The following is a 21768-nucleotide window of genomic DNA, read 5'->3' as shown; positions in this document are numbered from 1 at the left end:
CTATTCGGTGATCGCGCCGAGCGTGTTCGACGAGTCGTCCTTCGGACGATCGCCTTCCGGCTGGGCGCCCGTCGTCATGTAGTAGATGGTCTCGGCGATGTTGGTGGCGTGGTCGCCGATACGCTCGATGTTCTTGGCGCAGAACAGAAGATGCGTGCAGGTGGTGATGTTGCGCGGATCCTCCATCATGTAGGTGAGGAGTTCGCGGAACAGCGAGGTGTACATCGCGTCGATTTCCTCGTCGCGGCTGCGGATCGCCTCGGCCTTTTCCGCCGAACGCGTCGCATAGACGTCGAGGACGTCCTTGAGCTGGACGAGGGCGAGATCGGAGAGATGTTCGAGGCCGCGGGCGAGCTTGCGCGGAACGCCGGTGCCCTGAACCGCGATGACGCGCTTGGCGGTGTTCTTGCCGAGGTCGCCGACGCGCTCCAGATCGGAGGCGATGCGCAGCGAACCGACGATCTCGCGAAGGTCGGCCGCAACCGGCTGGCGGCGGGCGATCGTGATGATCGCCTTGTCGCCGATCTCGCGCTCGGCGTGATCGAGGATCACGTCGTCGGAGATGACCTTCTGGGCGAGTGCGGCGTCGGAATTGACCAGCGCACGTACGGCGTCCGAGCACATCTGCTCGGCGAGACCGCCCATTTCGGAGATCCGGCGACCGAGGTATTTCAGTTCGTCGTCATAGGCCGACAATATATGGGAAGAAGACATGTTTAGCTTCCTGATGAGAGTGACGACTGCAAAGACGGGCGTATCAGCCGAAGCGACCCATGATGTAGTCCTGCGTGCGCTGGTCGTCCGGATTGGTGAACATCTTGTCCGTATCATTCTCCTCCACCAGATAACCCAGGTGGAACATGGCCGTGCGTTGCGAGACGCGGGCAGCCTGCTGCATCGAGTGCGTCACGATCACGATGGTGAAATTTGTACGGAGTTCGTGGATGAGTTCCTCCACCTTGGCGGTGGCGATCGGGTCGAGAGCCGAACAGGGCTCGTCCATCAGGATGACTTCGGGGCTGACCGCCACGGCGCGTGCTATGCACAGGCGCTGCTGCTGGCCGCCGGACAGGCCGGTACCGGGGCTGTCGAGGCGATCCTTTACCTCGTTCCACAGGCCGGCCTTCTGCAGCGATGACGTGACGATTTCGTCCAGATCCGCCTTGGAGCGCGCCAGGCCGTGGATGCGCGGGCCGTAGGCGACATTTTCATAGATCGATTTGGGGAACGGGTTCGGTTTCTGGAACACCATGCCGACCTTGGCGCGCAACTGCACCGGGTCCACCTGGGGATCATAGATGTTTTCACCGTCGATCGAGATATGCCCTTCCACGCGGCAGATCGAAATCGTGTCGTTCATGCGGTTGAGGCAGCGCAGGAAGGTCGACTTGCCGCAGCCGGACGGACCGATGAAAGCCGTGACCGTACGCTGCCGTATTTCGATATTCACATCGATAATGGCGTGCTTGTCGCCATAATAAACCTGAACGTCCCGGGCGGAAATCTTGGTGTCATTCATAATTGCGGCCTTCGTCGGCGTCGTTGATATGTTGCTCGTGGACATGTTGTTCATCACTACGCTCCTTTTACCAGCGACGCTCGAAGCGGCGGCGAAGAATGATTGCAATTAGGTTCATCAAGATCAGAAAGACCAGCAGGACGATGATCGCACCGGATGCGCGCTCGACGAAGGCCGGGTCGCCGCGCTGGGTCCAGTTGTAGACCTGGACAGGCAGGGCGGAGGCCGGGTCGAACAGCCCGTCCGGAGGACCGGCCGGATATTCCCTCACGAAGGCTACCATCCCGATGAGCAGCAGCGGCGCGGTTTCGCCGAGCGCACGGGCAAGGCCGATGATTGTGCCCGTGAGGATGCCAGGCATGGCGAGCGGCAGAACGTGGTGGAAGATTGACTGCATCTTCGACGCGCCGACACCCAGCGCGGCATCGCGAATGGACGGCGGTACAGCCTTGAATGCGGCGCGGGTGGCTATGATGATCGTCGGCAGCGTCATCAGGGTCAGGACCAGGCCGCCGACAATGGATGCTGACTGGGGAAGGCCGAAGAAATTGATCAGCATCGCTAGGCCCAGGATACCGAACACGATCGACGGCACCGCGGCCAGGTTCGCGATATTGACCTCGATGAGATCGGTAAAGCGGTTCTGGGGCGCGAATTCCTCGAGATAGATCGATGCGGCGACGCCAAGCGGCAGCGACAGCACGACCACGATCAGCATCATGTAGACGGAACCAATGATGGCAACACCCAATCCCGCCGCTTCCGGCCGCGTATCGGACGCGTCCGGCGCAGTGAAGAAGGACCAGTTGATACGCGTTGTCAGGATGCCGGCTTCCTTCAGCTTGTCCGCCAGCCTCAGCTGCTCGGGCGAAGTGTTGCGGTCCAGCGCGGCGCTTTCCATGGTGACGCGCCCCTTGTAGTAGCCGTCGATGCGGCCGCCCGCCAGCAGGTCGAATCTGTGCGTGCCGCCGATCACTGAAGGATCGGCAAGAACGAACCTGCGCAGGTCGGCAGGCGCCTCCTTGGAGATCAGTTCCGCCGCGGCCTTGGCATTCATTCCGTTGGCGGAGATGCCCTTGGCTGCCATTGCATCGTTCAGCGCCTTCTCGATCAGCGGCGCATAGCCGAAGGTCGAGATCTTTGCGATGTTTTCCGGCTTTCGGTCGCCGGCCTTATCCAGGCTGGCGGGGTCCAGATGGATATCGAGCGAGATATAGGTCTGGCGGAAGGCGGAAATTCCGTTCGACAGGATCGACACGAGCAGGCCGACAAGGGCCAGGATGCCGATGCCTACGGCGATTTTGCCCATCAGGCGGAACCGCGCCTCGGAGGCATTGCGGCGGCGGGTCCGCTCGTCGAGGGCAAGGAGCGACTTTCCCTGCGGCGGAGCGCCGGCATTGGTGAACACGGAGACGTCGGTCATTCGTACTGCTCCCGGTATTTGCGCACGATGTAAAGGGCCAGCACATTGAGCCCGAGCGTTATCACGAAGAGGGTCAGGCCCAAAGCGAACGCCACCAGCGTCTCGGGGCTTGAAAACTCCGTATCGCCGGTCAGCTGGCTGACGATCTTCACGGTCACGGTCGTCATGGCTTCGAATGGGTTGAGATCGAGTTTTGCAGCTGCGCCCGCGCCCAGCACCACGATCATGGTTTCACCGATCGCACGGCTGGCCGCCAGCAGCACGGCGCCGACGATGCCTGGCAGTGCGGCGGGCAGGACAACCTGCTTGATGGTTTCCGAATGCGTGGCGCCAAGACCGTAGGAGCCGTCGCGCAAGGCCTGCGGAACGGCGTTGATGATGTCATCCGACAGGGAACTGACGAAGGGGATGATCATGATGCCCATGACCAGGCCTGCCGTCAGCACCGAGGAGGAAGACGTTCCAAGCCCGAGGGGTTCTGCAAACCAATCGCGCAGGAACGGCCCGACGGTGACCAGGGCGAACAGGCCGTAGACGATCGTCGGGATGCCCGCGAGCACTTCGATGGCCGGCTTGACGGTGCTGCGTGTTTTCGGACCTGCATATTCGGACAGGAAGACGGCGATCATCAGGCCAATCGGAACGGCAACGATCAGCGATATGATCGATACGTAGAAGGTACCCCACAGCAGGGGCAGTATCCCGAGATCCGAACCACCGCGGAACTGCGGGTTCCAGACCGAGGAGAAGAAGAAATCCTGCCAGGGATAAAGACTGAAGAAGCTGATTGTCTCGAAGACCAGCGAGCCGACGATGCCGACGGTAGTCAGGATAGCGACGAGCGACGAGCCCATCAAAACCCATTTGAGGAAACCCTCGCTCAGATTGCGGGCCCGTTGTTCGGGGCGAATGCGCCGGTAGGCCAGAGGTCCCATGACCAGGGCCAAAGCAAGCACCGCGATCGTCATGGCCATGTTGCTGGTGCTGGCGCTTTGCCGGTAAGCCCTCGCGGCTTCGAACACTTCGACCGGCACCTCGCCGCCAAGGGCGACGCCCACCTCAGCAAGACGTGTGCGGATGTTGTTGAAATCGATACGGCCGTCGTCGAGTTCGTTCTCGCCGACCCCGCCTCTTTCGATGACGGCGTCCAATCCCTCCGCGATCCTGCGCACATCGGACATTACGAGACTGTGCGCCCCGCCTTCAGGCACCACGCTCGCGGGGATCATGTTGCTGATCCGGCCTTCGATGATGGACGGCTGCACCGAAAGCCACAGGACCAACAGTAGCAGGGCAGGCACTGCGATGAATAGAGCTACGGTCTGACCGTAATAGCCGGGAAGGGAATGCAGCTTGGCGCCGCCCGGCGGCGAAATCGACAGGGCGCGCTGCCTGCCAAAAATAAACCCGAGCGCCGCAAGCCCCAGTACAACAAAGATAATGATGCCCACACTCATTTCGCCCACATCCGCTGAAAGGAATGAAAACCGGCGGCGCAAGGATCGCGCCGCCGGAGATGAGAATTACTTCTTCAGCGGACCCATCGGGGTGCGAGCCTTGACGGCTGCCTGGGTCTTGGCCAGTTCCGGATCGGAAACCAGGCCGTATGCTGCCAGCGGGCCTTTCGGTCCGGCCATTTCGTCGGACACGAAGAACTCGATGTATTCCTGCAGGCCCGGGATCACGCCGAGGTGAGCGTTCTTGACGTAGAAGTAGAGCGGACGCGAAACCGGATATTCGCCCTTGGCGATCGTCTCGACCGAAGGAACGATGCCCTTCATCGTGCCGACACGCAGCTTGTCGGTGTTGTTCTGGTAGAAGGACAGACCGAAGACGCCGATGCCGTTCTTGTTGGCAGCGACGCGAGCGAGAGTTTCGGTGTAGTCGCCGTCGATGTCGATGGAGACGCCGTCGGTGCGGATCGCCATGCAGGCCTTGGCGGCGGCAGCCTTGTCATTGTTGGCGGCAGCGAGGTGGGCGTCATATGCGCCGCTTTCCTTGCAGCCATCGACGATGACCTTCTCGTCGAATACTTCGCGGGTGCCGTGCTTGGTGCCCGGGATGAAAGCAAGAATCTGCTGCTTCGGCAGGTCGGCGCGGACTTCGTTCCAGGCCTTGTTCGGGTTGGCAACCAGCTTGCCGTCCTTCAACACCTTGGCGGCGAGGGCATTGTACCAGTCGGCCTGGGTGTAGGCATATGCGGGACCGGCGATGTCCGAGGCAAACACGATACCGTCGTAGCCGATGCGGACTTCCTGGATTTCCTTCACGCCATTCTTGGCGCAGAGGTCGATGTCGGCCTGGCTGATGCGCGAGGAGGAGTTGGCAATGTCAATGGTGTTCTCGCCCACGCCTTCGCAGAGCTTCTTGCGGCCGGCGCCCGAGCCACCCGATTCAACGACCGGGGTGGGGAAATCGGTGTTTTCACCGAACGCCTCTGCCACGATCGAGGCGTAGGGAAGAACGGTGGAGGAGCCAGCAACCTGAACCTGATCGCGAGCGGTTGCGACGCCTGCGGTCGCGAGAAGAATTGCGGCTACAGCGCAGCTTCCTAGATACTTCTTCATGGATTTCTCCCTTGGAATTCGGATTGACGCTCTGGCGTCGGCTACCCTCTATCTGTTGCTCATTACAGTTTTGTGACATATTTATTTCATTTGTGAAAAGGACGCGCCCCAGCATTTGCACAGGTTTGCAGCCTCCGTGCCTGCTCCGGCAGAAAGGACGGAATATGGGTTATGACAGCGATATTGGCGAGGGGGTGAACACTCCCACCGCCGCAGTTCGTCGAACGCATCAGGATATCTGATCCGGTATCGGTGACATCCTCGTTCGACGTCGTGCAGGAGCCCGACGGATCGTTGCCACGGAATACAGGGAGCTTCTATCTGGCCCGCGGAACGCCTCAGTCGTTCCGCGGCATGGTGTCCAGCCAGGTCGAGACCGTGTCCAGGGTGCGCTTCTCCTGATCGGCTTCCAGGGAAAAGCCGGGGCGGACGATTGCCCTGGGGGCATGGGCCTCGACGACGCCGATGCTGTTGCCCGCGCCGTAACCACCGTGGGTCATGAACGGAACGACCTGCCTGCCCGCCAGGTCGTGCGCCAGCAGGAATGAGCGGATCACCGGCGGCGCGGTCATTCCCCAGATGGGGAAGCCCAGGAAGATCGTGTCGTAGGATTGAATGTCGGCAACCAAATGCATGAGGGGCGGCAGATAGGCGGATCTGGTCTCTGCCGCAGCCTGAGCGACCGTTGCCTGGTAATCCTCCGGATAGGGCGTGGCCGCCGTGATTTCAAAGAGCGTGGCATCGCGGGCGCGCCGGATCTGTTTCGCGATCACCCGCGTGTTCCCGGTTCGGGAGAAATAGGCCACCAGCACGCGGGGCTGCGTGGCTGCGAGTGCCGGCACCCGGGGCATGACGACACCTGCGGCTGTCAGCGATATCGCCTTCAAGAGCGTGCGTTTCGGGATCTCATGGCTCACGCCCCGCCTCCTCCGTCAGGACTCGTACTTGTAGAGCGCCGCGCGATTGAACGGATCGATCTTCAGCGTCGAGACCTCCCGGAGGGCGTCACCCCGCCAGTCCGTGGCCGCCTCACACGTCGCATCGATCAGCATCGTCGTCCTCGCGGCGGTGTCGTACGGCTTCCATTTCGGCATGCGGTCGTTGTTCGGGTTTCCGGTCCGCGCGAAGTTCGCGAAGGCCGACATCAGGTTCATGGAGGTCTCCATTGCCTCGTCGCCCGATCCGGTCATCTCCCCAGCCTCGTTGACGGTGCCGAACGCAAACGGGATGTCCACGGTATGCGGCGAGCCGAGCACACCGTTCTCCCAGGGGATGGGCCAATTGAAACTGTACATGTAGACGGGAGCCTGCCCGGAGGCGCCCGACTTGGTTTCGGCGGCCCCGGTCAGCGGAAGGCGGAACTGCACGTCGGAGGCTACGGCGACCAGGATGTCGGACGGGGTAATCTCGGGTGACGCCTTGCGGTACGCCGCCACGATCGCATCGACCTTCCGGTCGTCGATCTTGAACACCGTGCGCATCCTCATCCGCATCTGGTCGTCGGTAAGCTTGAAGTTCCGCATGTCGCTCTGGAAGAACAGGCTGGCCTCCGTCTTGGTGCTCCCCATCATCAGCGGCACCTTGGCATGCATTGCGAGGCCTTCCTCCGTCATCGGGCGGGTGACGATGTGCTTTCCGTCGATGACCGGGCGGGCGCCTTCGAACGAGGCGGCCACGGCACGGTTGCGTGCGTCGAGCACGGTCTGCATCGGGATCTGCTGTGCCGCCGCGAGGTTTTTCGGATCGACACCGAGCTCCTTGATGAACGCGTTGGCATAGCACTCCATGGCCGCCGCCGGATCGACGTTGAGGCCGGCCGCGCCGCTCATGCTGATGGCGCGATGGAACAATCCTTGAGCTTTCGGCATGGCGAGCAGGGTCATGATCTTCGATCCGCCGCCGGACTGTCCGAAGACGGTTACGCTGCCGGGGTCTCCGCCGAATGCAGCGATGTTGTCGCGGACCCATTCGAGTGCCGCAACGATGTCGAGATTGCCGGCATTGGCTGCGTCGCCGAAACGCTCGGCATCGAGGTGGGACAGGTTGGTGTAGCCGAACGCGTTGAGGCGGTGGTTGATCGTGACAACCACGACCTCGCCGTAGCGGGCGAGATTGCTTCCGTCCAGACCGGCACCGCCTCCCCCGCCGTTGATGTATCCGCCGCCATGGATGTAGAACATCACCGGGCGATTGGCATTCCTGTCCAGGTCGGGCGTGAAAACGTTGAGGACGCAGCAGTCCTCGCCAAGCGGCTCTTTCTGGTTATACCAGCCGAACACAGGCCCGCTCATACCGGTGTTGATCTGCGGGCTGAGGGAGCCGTATTTCGTGGCATCGCGCTCGCCTGCCCAGTCTTGCACCGGTTGCGGAGCCTTGAAGCGATTGGCACCGGCCGTGCTTGCGGCATAGGGGATCCCCTTGAAGCTGAAGGCCCCTTTTGCAAAGGAGCCACGCAGGACGCCATTCCTGATCCCGACGGTCGTGGATTGGGCCGCCATCGACATGGTGCCTCTGAAAAAGACCGGCGCGGCCAGGCCGACTGCCAGCGTGGAAAGGAACCCGCGTCTGCTCTGCTGCCCGGCCTTCATCGTTTTCTCCATGTCCTCGATCTCGCAAGGAAACCTAGTCCGACTTGCTTCCATCGAAAAGATGATAGAATGCTCTAGGGCCTATTAGGAAAACTTATCGATGGCGAAGCTTTATAACGACCTTGCCGTGTTCGTCGCCGTCGCCCGAGAGGGCAGCTTCACGAAGGCCGCCGCGAGATTGAACGTCTCGCAGTCGGCTCTGAGCCAGACGATCAAGAACCTGGAAGAACGTCTCGGGTTGCGGCTTCTTGCACGGACATCCCGAAACATCTCGGCCACGGAAGCGGGCGAGCGCCTTTTGGCGTCCCTCGGTCCCCGGTTCGAGGAGATCGATGCGGAGCTTGATTCATTGATGCATCTCCGGGAGCGTCCTGCCGGAAGGATTGCCGTCACGTCGAGCCAGCATGCGGCCGAGACAATCCTGTGGCCGGTGCTCGAGACGTTTCTCCGTGAATACCCGGAGGTGAAGATCGAAGTGATCGTCGATGCGGCCATGGTCGACCTCGTGGCCGAGCGGTTTGATGCCGGGGTTCGTCTGGGGGAACAGGTCGAGAAAGACATGATCGCGATGCGCATCGGGCCTGACCTGAGAATGGCGGTGGTCGGCTCACCATCCTATTTCGAAAAGCAGGGACTGCCCGTAACTCCCGAGGATCTGACGCGTCACAACTGCATCAACATCCGAATGCCCACCTCCAAGGCCATCAATGCGTGGGAGTTTGAGAAGGCTGGAAAAGTCGTGAACGTCAGGGTCGATGGACAGGCGGTGTTCAACAGCGGTTCACTCAGGATCAACGCGGCCCTCACTGGCCTTGGCATCGCCTACATGCTGGAGGACTACGCCCAGCCATACATCGAAGACGGACGCCTGGTCCGGGTTCTTGAAGATTGGTGCCCGCCCTTTCCTGGCTATCATCTGTATTACCCGAGCCGGCGGCAGCATTCCCCCGCATTCGTGCTCCTGCTGAACGCGCTTCGTTACCGCGCCTAGGTTACAGTCAAAGCGACGACGCGCGGTCAGGCGTTCATGTGGACAACGGGCTCCCAATGAGACCAATGTCCCCGCCCCCACCGGACCTTGGTCCCGAAGGCAGGCTCATTGGTCCTAATCCCATGGATTTATATCGGCTGCTGCGCCAGAATGTACGGCATCCGAAAAGCCACGAAGCACAAGCTTCTTGTGGCTTTGGCAATGTATATCAGGAGATGGGTGAACATGAACAAGGTCCTCAAGAACGGCATCGTCGTCCTTGCGCTCGCCGCAGTGTCCGTCGGCGGAGGCGTAACCGGATTTCCGGACCTCGCCTTGGCCAAGGATGGCAATGGCGGCGGCAACGGCGGCGGTAATGGTGGCGGCGGTGGAAACGGCGGCGGCAAGGGCGGCGGTCGTGACGACGTCTCGAACCATGGCAATTCCGGCAAGAGCCGGTCGACCTCGGCCAGTCTCGGCTCCGGCAAGGAGCGGACGAAGAAGGATGCCGACCGCAAGGTCTCGAAGGCAACGCCAGCGGAGAAAGCCAAGCCGCAGGCCGCAAAAGTGGCAGGCCTCAGCTCACTGAAGCGCAACTACCACGCCTATCTCAACACCAACGATCCGCGGATGACCTCGCTCTCGGCCTACGTGAACGCCTATGCGCAATATGAACTGACGAACGGTATCGATCCTGCCGCTACCGATCCCGAGCTCGGCGAGGCAGCGCTTCGCGATGCGCTGGAGGATTTCGCGGGCGCGCCGGTGAGCGACGAGGCCTTCGGATGGGCGCAGGACGAGCTTGGAGTGGGGCCGGCGGTCGGCAAGATCGACCAGGTCCGCGACCAGCTCGACACGGACGCGGCTCTCTGAGAACCGTCCTTTAAACCAACAGCGCCGTAGGCCTTCCGGCATACGGCGCTTTAAAGATTGTCGAACCGCGACAATAGCCTCTCCAGATCCGATGAATCCGGAGAGTTTTTTTTGCGGGACTAGAACTTGTAGTTCACGCCAGCCTTGAGCGTCTGGTCGCGCACGTCGGTCCTGGAGGAGACGCCGCCGGAAGTGCTGCGGACATCGTTGGTCATGGTGTAATTGTATTCGACCCGGGCCGACAGGTTGTCGGTGAGCTTCTGCTCGACGCCGGCGCCCAAGACCCAGCCCGGCTTCCAGCCGTCCGGACCAGACGTGCCGTTCTTGCCGCCGAAGCTGGTGAGCGCAACGCCCGCGGTGCCGTAGACGAGCGTCTGGTTCAAGCCGACGCCGGCCTTGGCCTTGGCGGCCACGCGGCCCTTTTCGGTGATCTTGCCGCCCGGTACGCGGCTTTCCACGTTGCCCAGATGCGAGGCTTCGATTTCCGCGCCGACGACGCCGGAATCGAGGTCTATATTGTAGCCGCCGTGAGCGCCGAGAACGAGGCCCTTATCGCCATCGAACGGGTTCAGCTTGCGGGATGCCATGCCGAGATCGGCACCGACATAGGCGCCACCCCAGCCCGCCTTCGGCGCGCCGGCAGGTTCGTTATAGGCCGGCGGTTCGGAATAGGGCGCGAGGTCGGCAGCCCAGAGGGGCGTGGCGAAAGATGCGGCGAAGATCGCCAGGGCGAAGGGCTTCTTGTTCATGGTCTTGGCTTTACTCCGTACAGCACCTGCGTCGCGAACACATGCAGGCGGTTACTCAAAAGGTTACGCACCGCGCGGCAGTCACGGTCATCCCAACCAAGCCCCTCAGGCCCGGACCGCCGGCAAGTATCCATTCATTTTTCACGAATTCATAAACACTTCCTTAACTCGCCGGCGACTGCCACGAACGACCCGATCAACAAGTGTAACAGTACCGGGAGCGCCTGATGAAATCGCCCATTGGCTCTTCATCAATCCGTCGCAGCTGCGAGAATTTGGCCGCCATTGCGCTCCTGAACGAGCAGAGCACGTTTCTCGTGTGGCTTTGCCGGCGGGATCGTCCGGCTTTGTGGCTTGCCATTCCACAGGCCGAGATGCGTCAGTTCGCGCACTACATGCGCATGGGGCAATGTCTCGCCGGCGTTTTCGCCGCGTGCCACAGGAACTTCGACAAGGCCTGCATTATAGCGGACCAGCCAGATATCGGCAGGCGACGCCGGTTTGCCACCGCCATCGATCGTTGCCGTATCGCCCTTCAGGCGCACCGCAGGTCCGGCAAGTGGCCTTTCTGCTGCAATCAGGCTGCGGACTTCACCGAGATCCTGGCCGACCGTCGAGGTGCGGCCATTGATGACCATCTGAGGCGTGAACGGGCCCGACTGACCCAGCGCCGGTTCGTAGGTCACCTGGCGCCGGGTGAACTCCTCCCTGCCGAAAATGTCCTTCCACCCGAGGTAGTCCCAATAGGTCACAGCGAAGCTGAGCGCCAAGATGTCGGGATCGCCGCTCAGCTTGACCAGATTGGCATTGGCGGGCGGGCAGGACGAGCAACCCTGGCTGGTGAACAGCTCGACCACGACCGGATTTCGCGCCTCGGCCAAGGCGGGTGCTGCACCGATCAAGCCAAGCGACGCGGCGGCGATCGCGATACGAAACGAATTCAGGTTTTTCACGGGGATGCTCCTTGCAGCATTGCCATCGCACCTTCATTCGCAGCGGTCCGCGCCCCGGTTACAGGCTCACGGTTTAGTGACTTCTCCTGGACAGTCTGGCCGCTCTTTTCGCGTCCATGGCTTGACGGCGCGGATGTGCAGGAAGATCGGCGCGACGCGGGTGTCGGCGACGACCGGTTCGGCCCGCGCCACCTCCTCCGATGCCATCGGCTCGCCAAAGGCCTCGATCACCAGTCCGGCGCCGACGATCATCGACACCCAGGTGGTCAGCGTCCGGTGGAAACGCGGCACCGCAAACGGCGTCAGCTTCGCCCGCTCCTCGGCCGGGATGTCCGAAAACAGCCAACGTTCGATCCGCCCGTCCGTCTCGTCGAAATAGTCGGCCACCTGGACGGCGACCGCCTCGCCCGTCTCGTCACGGATGTTCTTGCGCGTCGGCGGCACGAAACAGGGATGCAGGATCGAGAACTGCAGGAAGCCGCCGGGCTTCAGCACACGGTAAATGCCCTTCAGAACCCCTCGCTGATCGGCCATGTCCATCATCGACATGAAGGCGGTGACGAAATCGAAGGTTCCGTCCGGGAAATCGATCCCCTGCCCGTCGCCGAGCACATAGGCAATGCCGAGCGGATCGGCAGCCTCCATCTCGCGGGCGTAACGGATGAAGGTCGGGGCGATGTCCAGCCCGGTCATCTCGGCCCCGCGCCGCGCGACCTCGCGGGTATTGGTACCCTCGCCGCAGCCGAGATCGAGGCCTTTCAATCCGGCGACCGGCGGCAGCATGTCGAGAAAGGCCGGGGTGTTCAGCGCGTCCCGGTACTTGTCGTAGCCCGCCCGTGAATAGATCGTCCAGGTCTCCGCATTGCTCTCCCAATGGGCGCCGACATCCGTCGCATCCATGCTCGTCCTCCTCTCAATCGTCGAATGGGCCGCGAGCTATACCGCCACGCGATGACTATGGAAAGACAAGAGAAAAGACGAAAAGGAAAACCTCCCGGCAGCCGAAACCGCCGGAAGGCATTTGCAAGAACCGGTCCCTGGGGTCAAAACCCCGGAAAGCGGTTGCGGTGGAAACGGGATACCTCCTCGCGAAAGCCGATATCGCGCAGCAGGTGCTCGTCGATCATGGGCAGGGTCCTGAGCCTCGCCCGGGCGCGCTCGCCATCGGCATCCTTCACCGTGGCGCAGGGATTGAGCCAACGGCCGGAGATCAGGGCGATGGCGCCGAACAATGTCGTGGCAGGCATGCTCCTCCCTCCCGCCTCAGGCCGCGGCCGCCGGCAGGCAGGCGTCGCAGATCGCCTGCAGATGCCGATGGTCGGTGCCGCAGCAACCGCCGAGCACCCGCATCGCCGGATAGTTCTGCCGGAGCGCGCGGTAGCGGGCACCGAGGTCGAGCGGATCCCCGATGTCCAGCTCCGTCGAATCGTCGAGCTCCTGATGGCTCTTGGCGGACGCGTTGGCGCGGATGCCGGAGATCCGCTTCACCCAGCTTTCGCCGCGGGAAAGCGCCTGCTCGAAATGGGTGGGGTGGGCGCAGTTGACCATGTAATAGGCCGCGTAACCGTCGGTCGCCGCATCGGTTTCCTCGATCGCCGCCCGCAATGTCTTGCCGTTGACCAGCCGGCCGTCCGTCTCGACCGTGAAGGACACGATGCAGGGCATGCCGACGCGTCTCGAAGCCCGGACGATGCCGACCGCCTCGCCGATATTGTTCATGGTGATCGCCGAGATCATGTCGGCCTCGCTGTCGGCGAAGGCTTCGGCCTGGAACGCGTGATAGTCCTCGGCTGCATGAGGCTCCATGTTGCCGTCCTTGTAGCCGTCGCCGCGCGGACCGATAACGCCGTTGAGCACGATCGGCCGGCTCGGCCGTTCCCAGAGCCGACGCAGCTTTTCGATGTATTCGACCGAGCGGATATTGAGCGCCCTCAGCGCCTCGCGATCGTAACCGAGCTGCGGCCCCCAGTCGGCATTCGCCCGCCAGGTCGGCGTGTCGAGGATGAAGCCGAGGCGGTGATCGCGGGCGATCGCCAGATAGGTCTCGTAATAGGCGGTCAGTTCCTCGCGGCCGGCGGCGTTGTCGAGCAGCGGAAAAGCTGCGAAGGCCGGAAGGTCGATGCCGCGATGGAAGACCAGCGTCGTCTCCAGACCTCCGTCGGAAAGAAAATCGCCGCTGTTGATCTGCGGCAGGTTGTGGCGATACTTGGCCATCGTCTGTCTCCTGTGGTAAACATGACGAGCGGATTCCGGATATTGCTCCCGGCCGCTCAGGGAATGACCGTTTTTCGCAGATTTACGTGCAGGGCTTCTAGTAAGCTCATGGTACAGCCGAGCATGCTTTTGAAATTTGTCCGAGTTTACGGGAGGTTAGCATGTCTCAAAGGGCAGAGAATCTCGACGTTGCCGCGGTGAGGCCGCGAGAAACTGTACCGGCGGTCAAGTCTTCGGAGACGCGGGAAACGCGCAAAGGAGCAGCCACCCGCGACCGCATCATGGAAATTGCGGAAGCGTCCGTGCTCGCCAAGGGGTTTGCCGCCACATCGATCGACGAACTGATCGCCGAAGCCGGCATCACCAAGAGCGGATTTTTCTACCATTTCAAGGACAAGAACGAGCTGGCGCGCGAGATGCTGCGCCGCTACGTCGCCGAGAACGACCAGATCTTCGACGACATCTTCGGCCGGGGCCGCGAACTCAGCGACGATCCGCTGCAGGCTTTCCTACTGGGGCTGAAGTTCCTGAGCGAGCTGGTGCGCGACCTGCCGGGCGGCCATCCAGGCTGCCTGATCGCCTCGGTCTGCTACCAGGAGCGGCTTTTCGATCATGAAGTCTTGAAGCTGAACTCGGATTCGATCCGGTCCTGGAACGCGCGCTTTCTCGAGCATATCGAGGAGATCGCAGCGGTTTATCCGCCTCGCGAACCGGTGGCTCTGGCAGATGTTGCGAACATGCTGTCCTGCGTCATGGACGGGGCGATCATCATGTCCAAGGCGCTGAAGGACCCCCGGCAACTGGAGCGGCAGATCCTTGCCTACCGCTCCTATATAAAACTGCTGTTTTCCAGATAAGCGAGCCGACGTTACTGCAGCGTGCGCTGGAAAGTCTGCATGTCCGCCGGAGTGCCGGGAGCGACACCGGCTTCGCCGCCATCGAGGCCGGTCGCGACGACCGAGACACGGAACTTGCCATCGAGACTGCGGTCGAAGATCGCGCCGACGACGATATCGGCGTCGTCCATGACTTCGTCGCGGATGCGGCTTGCGGCTTCGTCCACCTCGAACAGTGTCATGTCGGAGCCGCCGGAGATCGAGATCAGCACGCCCTTGGCGCCCTTCATCGAGATGTCGTCGAGCAGCGGGTTGGCGATCGCAGCTTCCGCGGCGAGCAGAGCGCGGCCGTCGCCGGAGGCTTCGCCGGTGCCCATCATTGCCCGGCCCATGCCCTTCATCACCGACTTCACGTCGGCGAAATCGAGGTTGATGAGGCCTTCCTTGACGATCAGGTCGGTAATGCAGCCGACGCCGGCAAACAGCACCTTGTCGGCGGTCATGAACGCGTCGGCAAACGTGGTCTTGGCATCGGCGATGCGGAACAGGTTCTGGTTCGGAATGACGATGACGGTATCGGCAGCGCGGCGCAGTTCCTCGATGCCGGCATCGGCCGTCTTCATGCGGCGGTTGCCTTCGAAGGTGAAGGGCTTGGTGACGACCCCGACGGTGAGGATGCCGGCATTGCGGGCAGCATGGGCGATGACCGGTGCGGCACCAGTGCCTGTGCCGCCGCCCATGCCGGCCGTCACGAAGCACATGTGCGAGCCGGAGAGATGGTCCATGATCTCGTCGATCGATTCTTCCGCTGCAGCGCGGCCGATCTCCGGCAGCGATCCGGCACCGAGGCCTTCGGTCACGTGGGCGCCGAGCTGGATGCGCCGCGACGCCTTGGAGGTTGCCAGAACCTGCGCGTCGGTATTGGCAGCGATGAAATCGACGCCTTCCAATTCCTCGGCGATCATGTTGTTGATGGCGTTGCCGCCGCCGCCACCGACGCCGATCACGGTGATCTTCGGCCGCATTTCGGTGATCTGGTATTTTTTGGCGTCCGTCATCGCAATCTCCTTGGCATCGGCACCCGCCGGCCGGGCGGCCTCGTGGCACCCGAATCACTTGCATTTTAGCTCGGCAACAAGGCAGAGGCTTGGCGAAAGAACAAGCTTGGTGTTGCAGAAAGCGGCCGGATGAAATTTTCCACAGGTTGCGTGGAACCTTTTGCGGTCATAGCAATTGTGAACAGTCGATCACAAAAGAGAGAGGAGCACCACGTACCATGCCTACGTCCGCCGCACGTGCGTCCATAGCCCCGCCCGATGAACATATCCTCACCGTTCAGGAGGCCCTCGAACCGCTCTTTCTTGCCCTCGAGGAGGAGGCGGAGATCAAGATGATCGCGGCCGCCGTCAAGGCCGGCTGGTCCGTGGAAGATGCAGTCACCGCGATCGACGAGCTTCGCCGGACAGAACTCGTTTCCGCCAACTGGGCCCATTGACCCATCACAAAAACTCGTTCGCCTGAACGCCGGAGATGCCCTAGATCTACCGCACTGCATTTCAGCGTCGGTGAGGATCATGACCATCAGGAATATCTGCATTTATGGTGCGGGCGCTCTCGGGGGCACGTTCGCGACGAAGATCGCGAGCGGGCTCGGCGCTGAGGCCAATGTCTCGATCGTAGCGCGCGGCGCACATCTCGCCGCCATTCGCGACAACGGCCTGACCGTCGAGCAGGGTGGCGATGCCGCGCCGCTCCATGCGCGTGTCACCGCCACCAGCGACCCGTCGGAACTGCCGAAACAGGACCTGATCATTACCGGTCTCAAGGGACACCAGCTTGGCGATGCGGCCGAGGGCCTTGCGAGCCTTCTCAAGGAAAGCACCCGGGTCATCATGATCCTCAACGGCATTCCCTGGTGGTATTTCCATCGGGATTCCGGAAGCGGGCATGCGGAAAGACAGCTTCCGGAACTCGATCCGGACGGCAAGCTCTGGCGGCTGGTCGGGCCGGAACGGGTCATCGGCTGCGTCGCCTATCAGGGGGCGGAAGTGACCGAACCCGGCACCATTCGCCTCAATGGCGACGGCCGCTTTTTCCTCGGCGAACCATCCGGCGAGCTTTCGCCGGACCTGGTGTCGATCTCCGGGCTTCTCGGCCGCGCCGGCCTCAACATCATCCCGACGCAGCGGATCCGCGACGAGATCTGGACCAAACTGATGGGCAACGCCGCATACAACCCGATCAGCGCGCTGACCCGCGGCCGGATGAACAGCATCATGGAAAATGCAGCGCTGGTCGCGCAGGTCGGCAAGGTGATGGCGGAAACCAGGGCCGTCGGCGAGGCGCTTGGCGCGGTCTTCAGCCGAAGCCTCGAAGAACAGCTCGGCCGGTCAGGCGGCTTCGGCCCGGTCAGGACCTCGATGCTGCAGGACCTGCTTGCCGGAAAGGCGCTGGAGATCGTTCCGCTGACCGGCATGGTGGTGGCGCTTGGCAAGCTCGCCGGCGTGCCGACCCCGACCTGCGAAACAGTGCTGGCGCTGACGCTGCAGCTCGACCGCGAAAACCTCAGAAACTGATTCAAGTGTTTCTGAACGGGAATCCGCAGATGCCGGCAAGTGGTTGAAATCGAAGCTATGCCGGCCTTTCGGCCGGCATAGCTTTTATTGCGGTTGTCACTTCTTCACCTGCTCCGCCCAGTTCGGCGCATTGCTCTTGCCGTCCAGGAAGGGCAGCACGGTCGGCGCCAGGGCCGGCGATGCGAATGCCTCGTAATGGGTGAGATCGGGCAGGATCGCCAGCCGGTTCTTCGGCATGTTCTCACGCATCCAGCCGGCATCCTTCAGGCCGCCGCCGAGCTTCTGATAAAACTCGACGATATGCTCCGGGCGCACCATGTCGCTGTCGCCGAAGACCAGCATGACCGGCATGGTCAACTTGGCGACCGCATCGGAGAAATCGTAGTCCCGGCGCATCAGGTCGCCCATGGCATCGAGGAGCCGCGGGAATTCGGAGACATCCGGAGCCACGGCCTTGTAGGAGATGAACATCGGCGTGTCCTTCATCATCTCGGCCATGGCACCGGTGACGGACTCCTGCTGCGGGATCATTTCCGGAAAGAAGCCGCGTTTGGCAAACGGCGCCGAGGCGATGACCAGCCGCCGCACTTTTTCCGGCGCCTGAGCGGCCATCTGCAGCGCGATGCCGCCGCCCATGGAATAACCGAGCACATCGACTTGGCGGTAGCCGAGTTCTGAGACGACCCTGCCCATGTCGGCGCCCATGGCTTCCAGGCTGATCGGACGCTTGCCGAGCGGGGTGCGGCCATGGCCCTGGAGGTCGACGGCGATCACCTGGCGGTGCTCCGTCAACGCCGGCATGATCGGGGCGAACATGTCGACGGAGCCGAGACCGCCATGGAGCAGCAGGAGCGGTTCGCCTTTCCCACGGATCTCGTAATAATAACTGATGCCGCCGGCCTCGACGCGGCCCTTCTTCGATGGCTCGGCGGCGACCGCCTGCGGTGCGGCCGGTTTCGGCTCCTGCGCTTCGGCGAATGCCTGAACGAGCGATGCGGCAAGGGCTGCGATTGCGGTGGCGATTATCCTGATCGACATGACGTCCTCCTCGGGGATCGGTGGTGATGCCCCAAGGACGGAAAAGAAGAGCCCGGGCCGACAATCCACGCTAAAAATTGTTCGCGCAAAGAAAATCCCGCCGCGAGGAGACGGCGGGACAGGCAGATTGGAGGTCAAAATATTATTCTTGTACGGCGGCTGCAGGGGATGAAAGCCGCCTGATTATCTTCGGCGTGGCACGGGGACTGTGCCGGCTGAAGATGGTCTTCAGAAACTAAACACACAGGTAGCCGCTAGGTTCCACCATTCGTTAACGACATTTTGTTAAGATTGATGAACTTCTATGCTGGCATCAATGAGGCAGGAATGGCCGTACCGAATTTCCGCTTTACCCACTACGATCTGAAACCGCAGCGCGCGGGGACGACGATCGAGGTGACGTTGAATGCGGTCAACAACGTGCGCCTGATGAACGCCGCCAACTTCCAGCGCTTTACCGAGCTTCTCGATTTCAAATATATCGGCGGCATCGCCAAACGGTCCCCCATCCGCCTGGTGATCCCGGAGGCTGGCCACTGGCACGTCATCGTCGACATGGAAGGCCATCACGGGCTGGCGGAATCTTCCGTCAGGCTGATCGGCGCGCCGGCCAATGTCGTGGCCCAGAAACAGGCCTCCTGATCGGTTTCAGACGAGGGTCACTTCGGGTTTCGTTCCTTGCGAAGCTTGGCCCACCAGTCGAGCCGCTTGCGGATGTCACGCTCGAAGCCGCGCTCCGGCGGGTCGTAGAACGTCTGCCGGCCCATCTTTTCCGGAAAATAATCCTGACCTGAAAACGCGTCCGGCTCATCGTGGTCGTAGCGATAACCGTCGCCATACCCCTCGCCCTTCATCAGCTTGGTCGGGGCATTGAGGATGTGCTTGGGCGGCAGGAGCGAACCGTTTTCCTTGGCGGCCCGGGTGGCGGCCTTGAAGGCGGTATAGACCGCGTTGGATTTCGGCGCAGTCGCCAGATAGACGCAGGCCTGCGCGAATGCCAGCTCGCCTTCAGGCGAACCGAGATAGTCATAGGCATCCTTGGCGGCATTGCAGACGACCAGCGCCTGCGGATCGGCAAGGCCGATATCCTCGACCGCCATGCGCACCAGCCGGCGGCCAAGATAAAGCGGGTCCTCGCCGGCATCGAACATGCGCGCCAGATAATAGAGCGCAGCATCCGGATCCGAGCCGCGCACCGACTTATGGAGCGCCGAGATCAGATTGTAATGGCCGTCCTGTGCCTTGTCGTAGACCGGGGCGCGGCGCTGGACGATCTGGGTGAGGCCCGTCGTATCGAAGACCTCCCCTTCCCGCGCAGCCCGCCAGACCTCCTCGGCGAGCGTCAGTACCGCGCGGCCGTCGCCATCTGCCATGCGGATGAGGCTGGCACGCGCATCCTCATCCAGCGGCAGCGGCCTGCCCTCGGCCTGTTCGGCGCGGGCCAGAAGCTCGCTGAGACTCTCCTCGTCATGGCTGCGGAAGGTCAGCACCCGGGCACGCGACAGAAGAGCGGCGTTGAGCTCAAAGCTCGGGTTCTCGGTGGTGGCACCAACCAGGATGACGGTGCCATCCTCCATGACGGGCAGGAAACTGTCCTGCTGGGCGCGGTTGAAGCGATGTATCTCATCGACGAAGAGCAGCGTCTGGCGCCCATCCATGCGGCGCAGGCGTGCGGTCTCGAAGACCTTCTTCAAGTCGGCGACGCCGGAAAAGATCGCCGATATCTGCTCGAAGGCGAGACCCGCCTCGCCGGAAAGCAGCCGCGCCACCGTGGTCTTGCCGGTGCCGGGCGGCCCCCAGAAAATCATCGAGCCGAGCGAGCCGCTATCGATCATCCGCCGCAGCGCACCGTCCTCGCCCGTCAGGTGCGGCTGGCCGGTGACTTCGGCAAGCGACTTCGGCCGCAGGCGATCGGCAAGCGGCCGCCGGTTGGCGACCTCTTCCGGGACCTTCGGCGCGAAGAGATCACCGCTCATCGGAAGAACTGCCTGATACGCTGGCCGCCACGCTCGATCTCCACCCGCCAGAAGCCTGGATCGTCGTCGAGCATGGTTTCCATGCCCTTGGTGCTGGTGACGGCAGTGCCGTTCAGGGAGATCAGGATGTCCTTTGGCTCGAAACCGAGGCGGGCGGCGGGAGAGTTGCGCGTCACGTCGGTTACGACCACGCCGGTCTTTTCAGCCGGGATGCGCAGTTCGGTCGCAAGCTTCGGCGACAGGTTGGCCACGCGAAGGCCGGCAAACGGATTGCGCCCCTCGATCAGCCGCTCGTCGCGGGGCGTTGTTTCCGGGGCGGTGTTGAGCGCCAGGTTCACCTGCCGCTGGCCGTCGGCGGTCTGGATGGTCAGCACCGCCTGCCTGCCGAGACCGGCGGTGGTCAGCCGGTAACCGAGAGCATCGGGATGCTCGACCGAAATGCCGTTGACGGCAGTTACCACTTCGCCGGGCTTCAGGCCGGCCTTGTCCGCCGGTCCGCCTTCGACAACGCGTGTCACCAGCGCGCCGCGGGCGGTCTTGAGGCCGAGCGCTTCGGCCACATCCGAATTGACGGCATCGAAGCTTGCGCCGACGAAGGGGCGTTCGAAGCTCGTCTTGCCTGCGGCAGCCGTGGCGAGGAAGACTTTCACGAGATTGGCGGGGATCGCGAACCCGATGCCATTAGAGCCGCCACCGCGCGAAAAGATCGCGGTGTTGATGCCGATCAGCTCGCCGTTCATGTTCATCAGCGCGCCGCCGGAATTGCCCGGGTTGATGGAGGCGTCGGTCTGGATGAAGAAACCGAAATCGCCGGTGGTGACCTGGTTGCGGGCAAGGGCGGAAACGATGCCGCTCGTCACCGTCTGGCCGACGCCGAACGGGTTGCCGATCGCAAGCACCAGATCGCCTACTTCGGTGCGATCGGAATCACCGATGGCAAGAACCGGAAAAGGCTCCTTCGACTTGATGCGCAGCACGGCCAGGTCGATGCTCGCGTCCTTCAGCACCACGTCACAGGGGAATTCGCGGCCGTCGGCGAGCGCGATCTTGATATCGTCGGCACCTTCGATCACGTGGTTGTTGGTAACGACGAGCCCATCTGCCGCAAGGATGACGCCGGAGCCGAGCGACGACTGCTTTTCCGAACGGTTCGGCATGCGCTGGCCGAAGAACTGCTCGAAGAAGGGGTCCCCCGCAAACGGATTGAGACGCTGCACGACCCGTTCGGCATAGACGTTGACGACGGCGCCGGCCGTCTGCTTGACCAGTGGCGAGAAGGAGAGCTGCATTTCCTGGCGGCTCTGCGGCACCACCTTTTCCTGGGCGAGTGCCGCAACAGGCATCAGAAGAACAAGAGCGAGAAGGCCGGTCGACACGCGTTTCGGCATGGTCAGCATGTAAGTCCTCATTTGAGAAAAATCTGGATCGATTTGTAGCGCGCCACGCTAGAAAGGAAAGGTGGCGGAACAACGGAGATTGTGGCGAA

General features: G+C 62.3%; 22 protein-coding genes. 6 read left to right on the top strand and 16 right to left on the bottom strand.

The window, feature by feature from the left end; genetic code table 11:
- From phoU to C5J22_RS05485, 7 genes are all read right to left on the bottom strand, one after another.
- Complete coding sequence (gene phoU / locus C5J22_RS05515; protein WP_105437457.1) at positions 1 to 714, bottom strand: phosphate signaling complex protein PhoU; 714 nt, start codon at positions 712 to 714, stop codon at positions 1 to 3.
- Between the two features lie 43 nt (positions 715 to 757).
- A complete protein-coding gene (pstB, locus tag C5J22_RS05510) occupies positions 758 to 1519 on the bottom strand; it encodes a phosphate ABC transporter ATP-binding protein PstB (protein WP_245440314.1) in 762 nt (253 codons plus the stop codon).
- A 67-nt stretch (positions 1520 to 1586) separates the two neighbouring features.
- Entirely contained in the window at positions 1587 to 2942 is a 1356-nt protein-coding gene (pstA, locus tag C5J22_RS05505) for a phosphate ABC transporter permease PstA (RefSeq protein ID WP_105437455.1), read from the bottom strand.
- On the bottom strand, positions 2939 to 4399 hold the full coding sequence (gene pstC, locus C5J22_RS05500; RefSeq protein WP_105437454.1) for a phosphate ABC transporter permease subunit PstC: 1461 nt from the start codon (positions 4397 to 4399) through the stop codon (positions 2939 to 2941). The genes pstA and pstC overlap by 4 nt, the downstream gene beginning before the upstream one ends.
- Before the next feature lie 66 nt (positions 4400 to 4465).
- Positions 4466 to 5509: a substrate-binding domain-containing protein gene (locus tag C5J22_RS05495; protein WP_105437453.1), complete on the bottom strand. Its 1044-nt coding sequence runs from the start codon at positions 5507 to 5509 to the stop codon at positions 4466 to 4468.
- Between the two features lie 338 nt (positions 5510 to 5847).
- Positions 5848 to 6426 carry a flavodoxin gene (locus C5J22_RS05490; RefSeq protein ID WP_245440297.1) on the bottom strand — a complete coding sequence of 193 codons (579 nt, stop codon included), beginning with the start codon at positions 6424 to 6426 and terminating at the stop codon, positions 5848 to 5850.
- Positions 6427 to 6441: 15 nt separating this feature from the next.
- Entirely contained in the window at positions 6442 to 8109 is a 1668-nt protein-coding gene (locus C5J22_RS05485; protein WP_245440296.1) for a carboxylesterase/lipase family protein, read from the bottom strand.
- A gap of 88 nt (positions 8110 to 8197) precedes the next feature.
- Here C5J22_RS05485 and C5J22_RS05480 point away from each other — a divergent pair, with 88 nt between their 5' ends.
- A complete protein-coding gene (locus tag C5J22_RS05480) occupies positions 8198 to 9088 on the top strand; it encodes a LysR family transcriptional regulator (RefSeq protein WP_105437452.1) in 891 nt (296 codons plus the stop codon).
- A gap of 225 nt (positions 9089 to 9313) precedes the next feature.
- Positions 9314 to 9940 (top strand): hypothetical protein, encoded by a 627-nt coding sequence (locus tag C5J22_RS05475; RefSeq protein ID WP_245440295.1) that lies wholly within the window; start codon positions 9314 to 9316, stop codon positions 9938 to 9940.
- A 119-nt stretch (positions 9941 to 10059) separates the two neighbouring features.
- On the opposite strand, the gene C5J22_RS05470 is transcribed toward C5J22_RS05475, so the two are convergent.
- The 5 genes from C5J22_RS05470 to C5J22_RS05450 form a co-directional block, all read right to left on the bottom strand.
- Positions 10060 to 10689, bottom strand: coding sequence for an outer membrane protein (locus C5J22_RS05470; RefSeq protein WP_105419412.1), 630 nt, complete (start codon positions 10687 to 10689; stop codon positions 10060 to 10062).
- A gap of 251 nt (positions 10690 to 10940) precedes the next feature.
- On the bottom strand, positions 10941 to 11642 hold the full coding sequence (locus tag C5J22_RS05465) for a thioredoxin family protein (protein WP_105437450.1): 702 nt from the start codon (positions 11640 to 11642) through the stop codon (positions 10941 to 10943).
- A 66-nt stretch (positions 11643 to 11708) separates the two neighbouring features.
- Positions 11709 to 12542: a class I SAM-dependent methyltransferase gene (locus C5J22_RS05460; protein ID WP_105437449.1), complete on the bottom strand. Its 834-nt coding sequence runs from the start codon at positions 12540 to 12542 to the stop codon at positions 11709 to 11711.
- 143 nt (positions 12543 to 12685) lie between these two features.
- A complete protein-coding gene (locus C5J22_RS05455) occupies positions 12686 to 12889 on the bottom strand; it encodes a hypothetical protein (protein ID WP_105437448.1) in 204 nt (67 codons plus the stop codon).
- A gap of 16 nt (positions 12890 to 12905) precedes the next feature.
- Positions 12906 to 13856, bottom strand: coding sequence for a homocysteine S-methyltransferase family protein (locus tag C5J22_RS05450; protein ID WP_105437447.1), 951 nt, complete (start codon positions 13854 to 13856; stop codon positions 12906 to 12908).
- A gap of 281 nt (positions 13857 to 14137) precedes the next feature.
- Here C5J22_RS05450 and C5J22_RS05445 point away from each other — a divergent pair, with 281 nt between their 5' ends.
- Positions 14138 to 14713, top strand: coding sequence for a TetR/AcrR family transcriptional regulator (locus tag C5J22_RS05445; protein ID WP_245440313.1), 576 nt, complete (start codon positions 14138 to 14140; stop codon positions 14711 to 14713).
- A gap of 11 nt (positions 14714 to 14724) precedes the next feature.
- Here C5J22_RS05445 and ftsZ read toward each other — a convergent pair whose 3' ends face one another.
- Positions 14725 to 15750 (bottom strand): cell division protein FtsZ, encoded by a 1026-nt coding sequence (gene ftsZ, locus C5J22_RS05440; RefSeq protein ID WP_105401094.1) that lies wholly within the window; start codon positions 15748 to 15750, stop codon positions 14725 to 14727.
- 218 nt (positions 15751 to 15968) lie between these two features.
- Between ftsZ and C5J22_RS05435 the strand changes: the two genes are divergently transcribed.
- Entirely contained in the window at positions 15969 to 16187 is a 219-nt protein-coding gene (locus C5J22_RS05435; RefSeq protein ID WP_105401093.1) for a hypothetical protein, read from the top strand.
- Between the two features lie 79 nt (positions 16188 to 16266).
- Positions 16267 to 17268 (top strand): ketopantoate reductase family protein, encoded by a 1002-nt coding sequence (locus C5J22_RS05430; protein ID WP_105437445.1) that lies wholly within the window; start codon positions 16267 to 16269, stop codon positions 17266 to 17268.
- A 96-nt stretch (positions 17269 to 17364) separates the two neighbouring features.
- Here C5J22_RS05430 and C5J22_RS05425 read toward each other — a convergent pair whose 3' ends face one another.
- A complete protein-coding gene (locus tag C5J22_RS05425; RefSeq protein ID WP_105437444.1) occupies positions 17365 to 18306 on the bottom strand; it encodes an alpha/beta fold hydrolase in 942 nt (313 codons plus the stop codon).
- 327 nt (positions 18307 to 18633) lie between these two features.
- On the opposite strand from C5J22_RS05425, the gene C5J22_RS05420 reads away from it, so the two are divergent.
- Positions 18634 to 18948: a DUF1883 domain-containing protein gene (locus tag C5J22_RS05420; protein WP_105401090.1), complete on the top strand. Its 315-nt coding sequence runs from the start codon at positions 18634 to 18636 to the stop codon at positions 18946 to 18948.
- Between the two features lie 17 nt (positions 18949 to 18965).
- Here the strand turns inward: C5J22_RS05420 and C5J22_RS05415 are convergent, their stop codons facing one another.
- Both C5J22_RS05415 and C5J22_RS05410 read right to left on the bottom strand, forming a co-directional pair.
- Positions 18966 to 20282: a replication-associated recombination protein A gene (locus C5J22_RS05415; protein ID WP_105401089.1), complete on the bottom strand. Its 1317-nt coding sequence runs from the start codon at positions 20280 to 20282 to the stop codon at positions 18966 to 18968.
- Complete coding sequence (locus C5J22_RS05410) at positions 20279 to 21679, bottom strand: DegQ family serine endoprotease (RefSeq protein WP_105437443.1); 1401 nt, start codon at positions 21677 to 21679, stop codon at positions 20279 to 20281. Before C5J22_RS05410 ends, C5J22_RS05415 begins: the two co-directional genes overlap by 4 nt.
- Between the last annotated feature and the right edge of the window lie 89 nt (positions 21680 to 21768).

The organism is Neorhizobium sp. T25_13, from assembly GCF_002968675.1.
In the GTDB taxonomy this organism is placed as follows: domain Bacteria; phylum Pseudomonadota; class Alphaproteobacteria; order Rhizobiales; family Rhizobiaceae; genus Neorhizobium; species Neorhizobium tomejilense.
The sequence above is the reverse complement of the archived record's forward strand: the minus strand, read 5'-3'. Positions and strand labels throughout refer to the sequence as shown.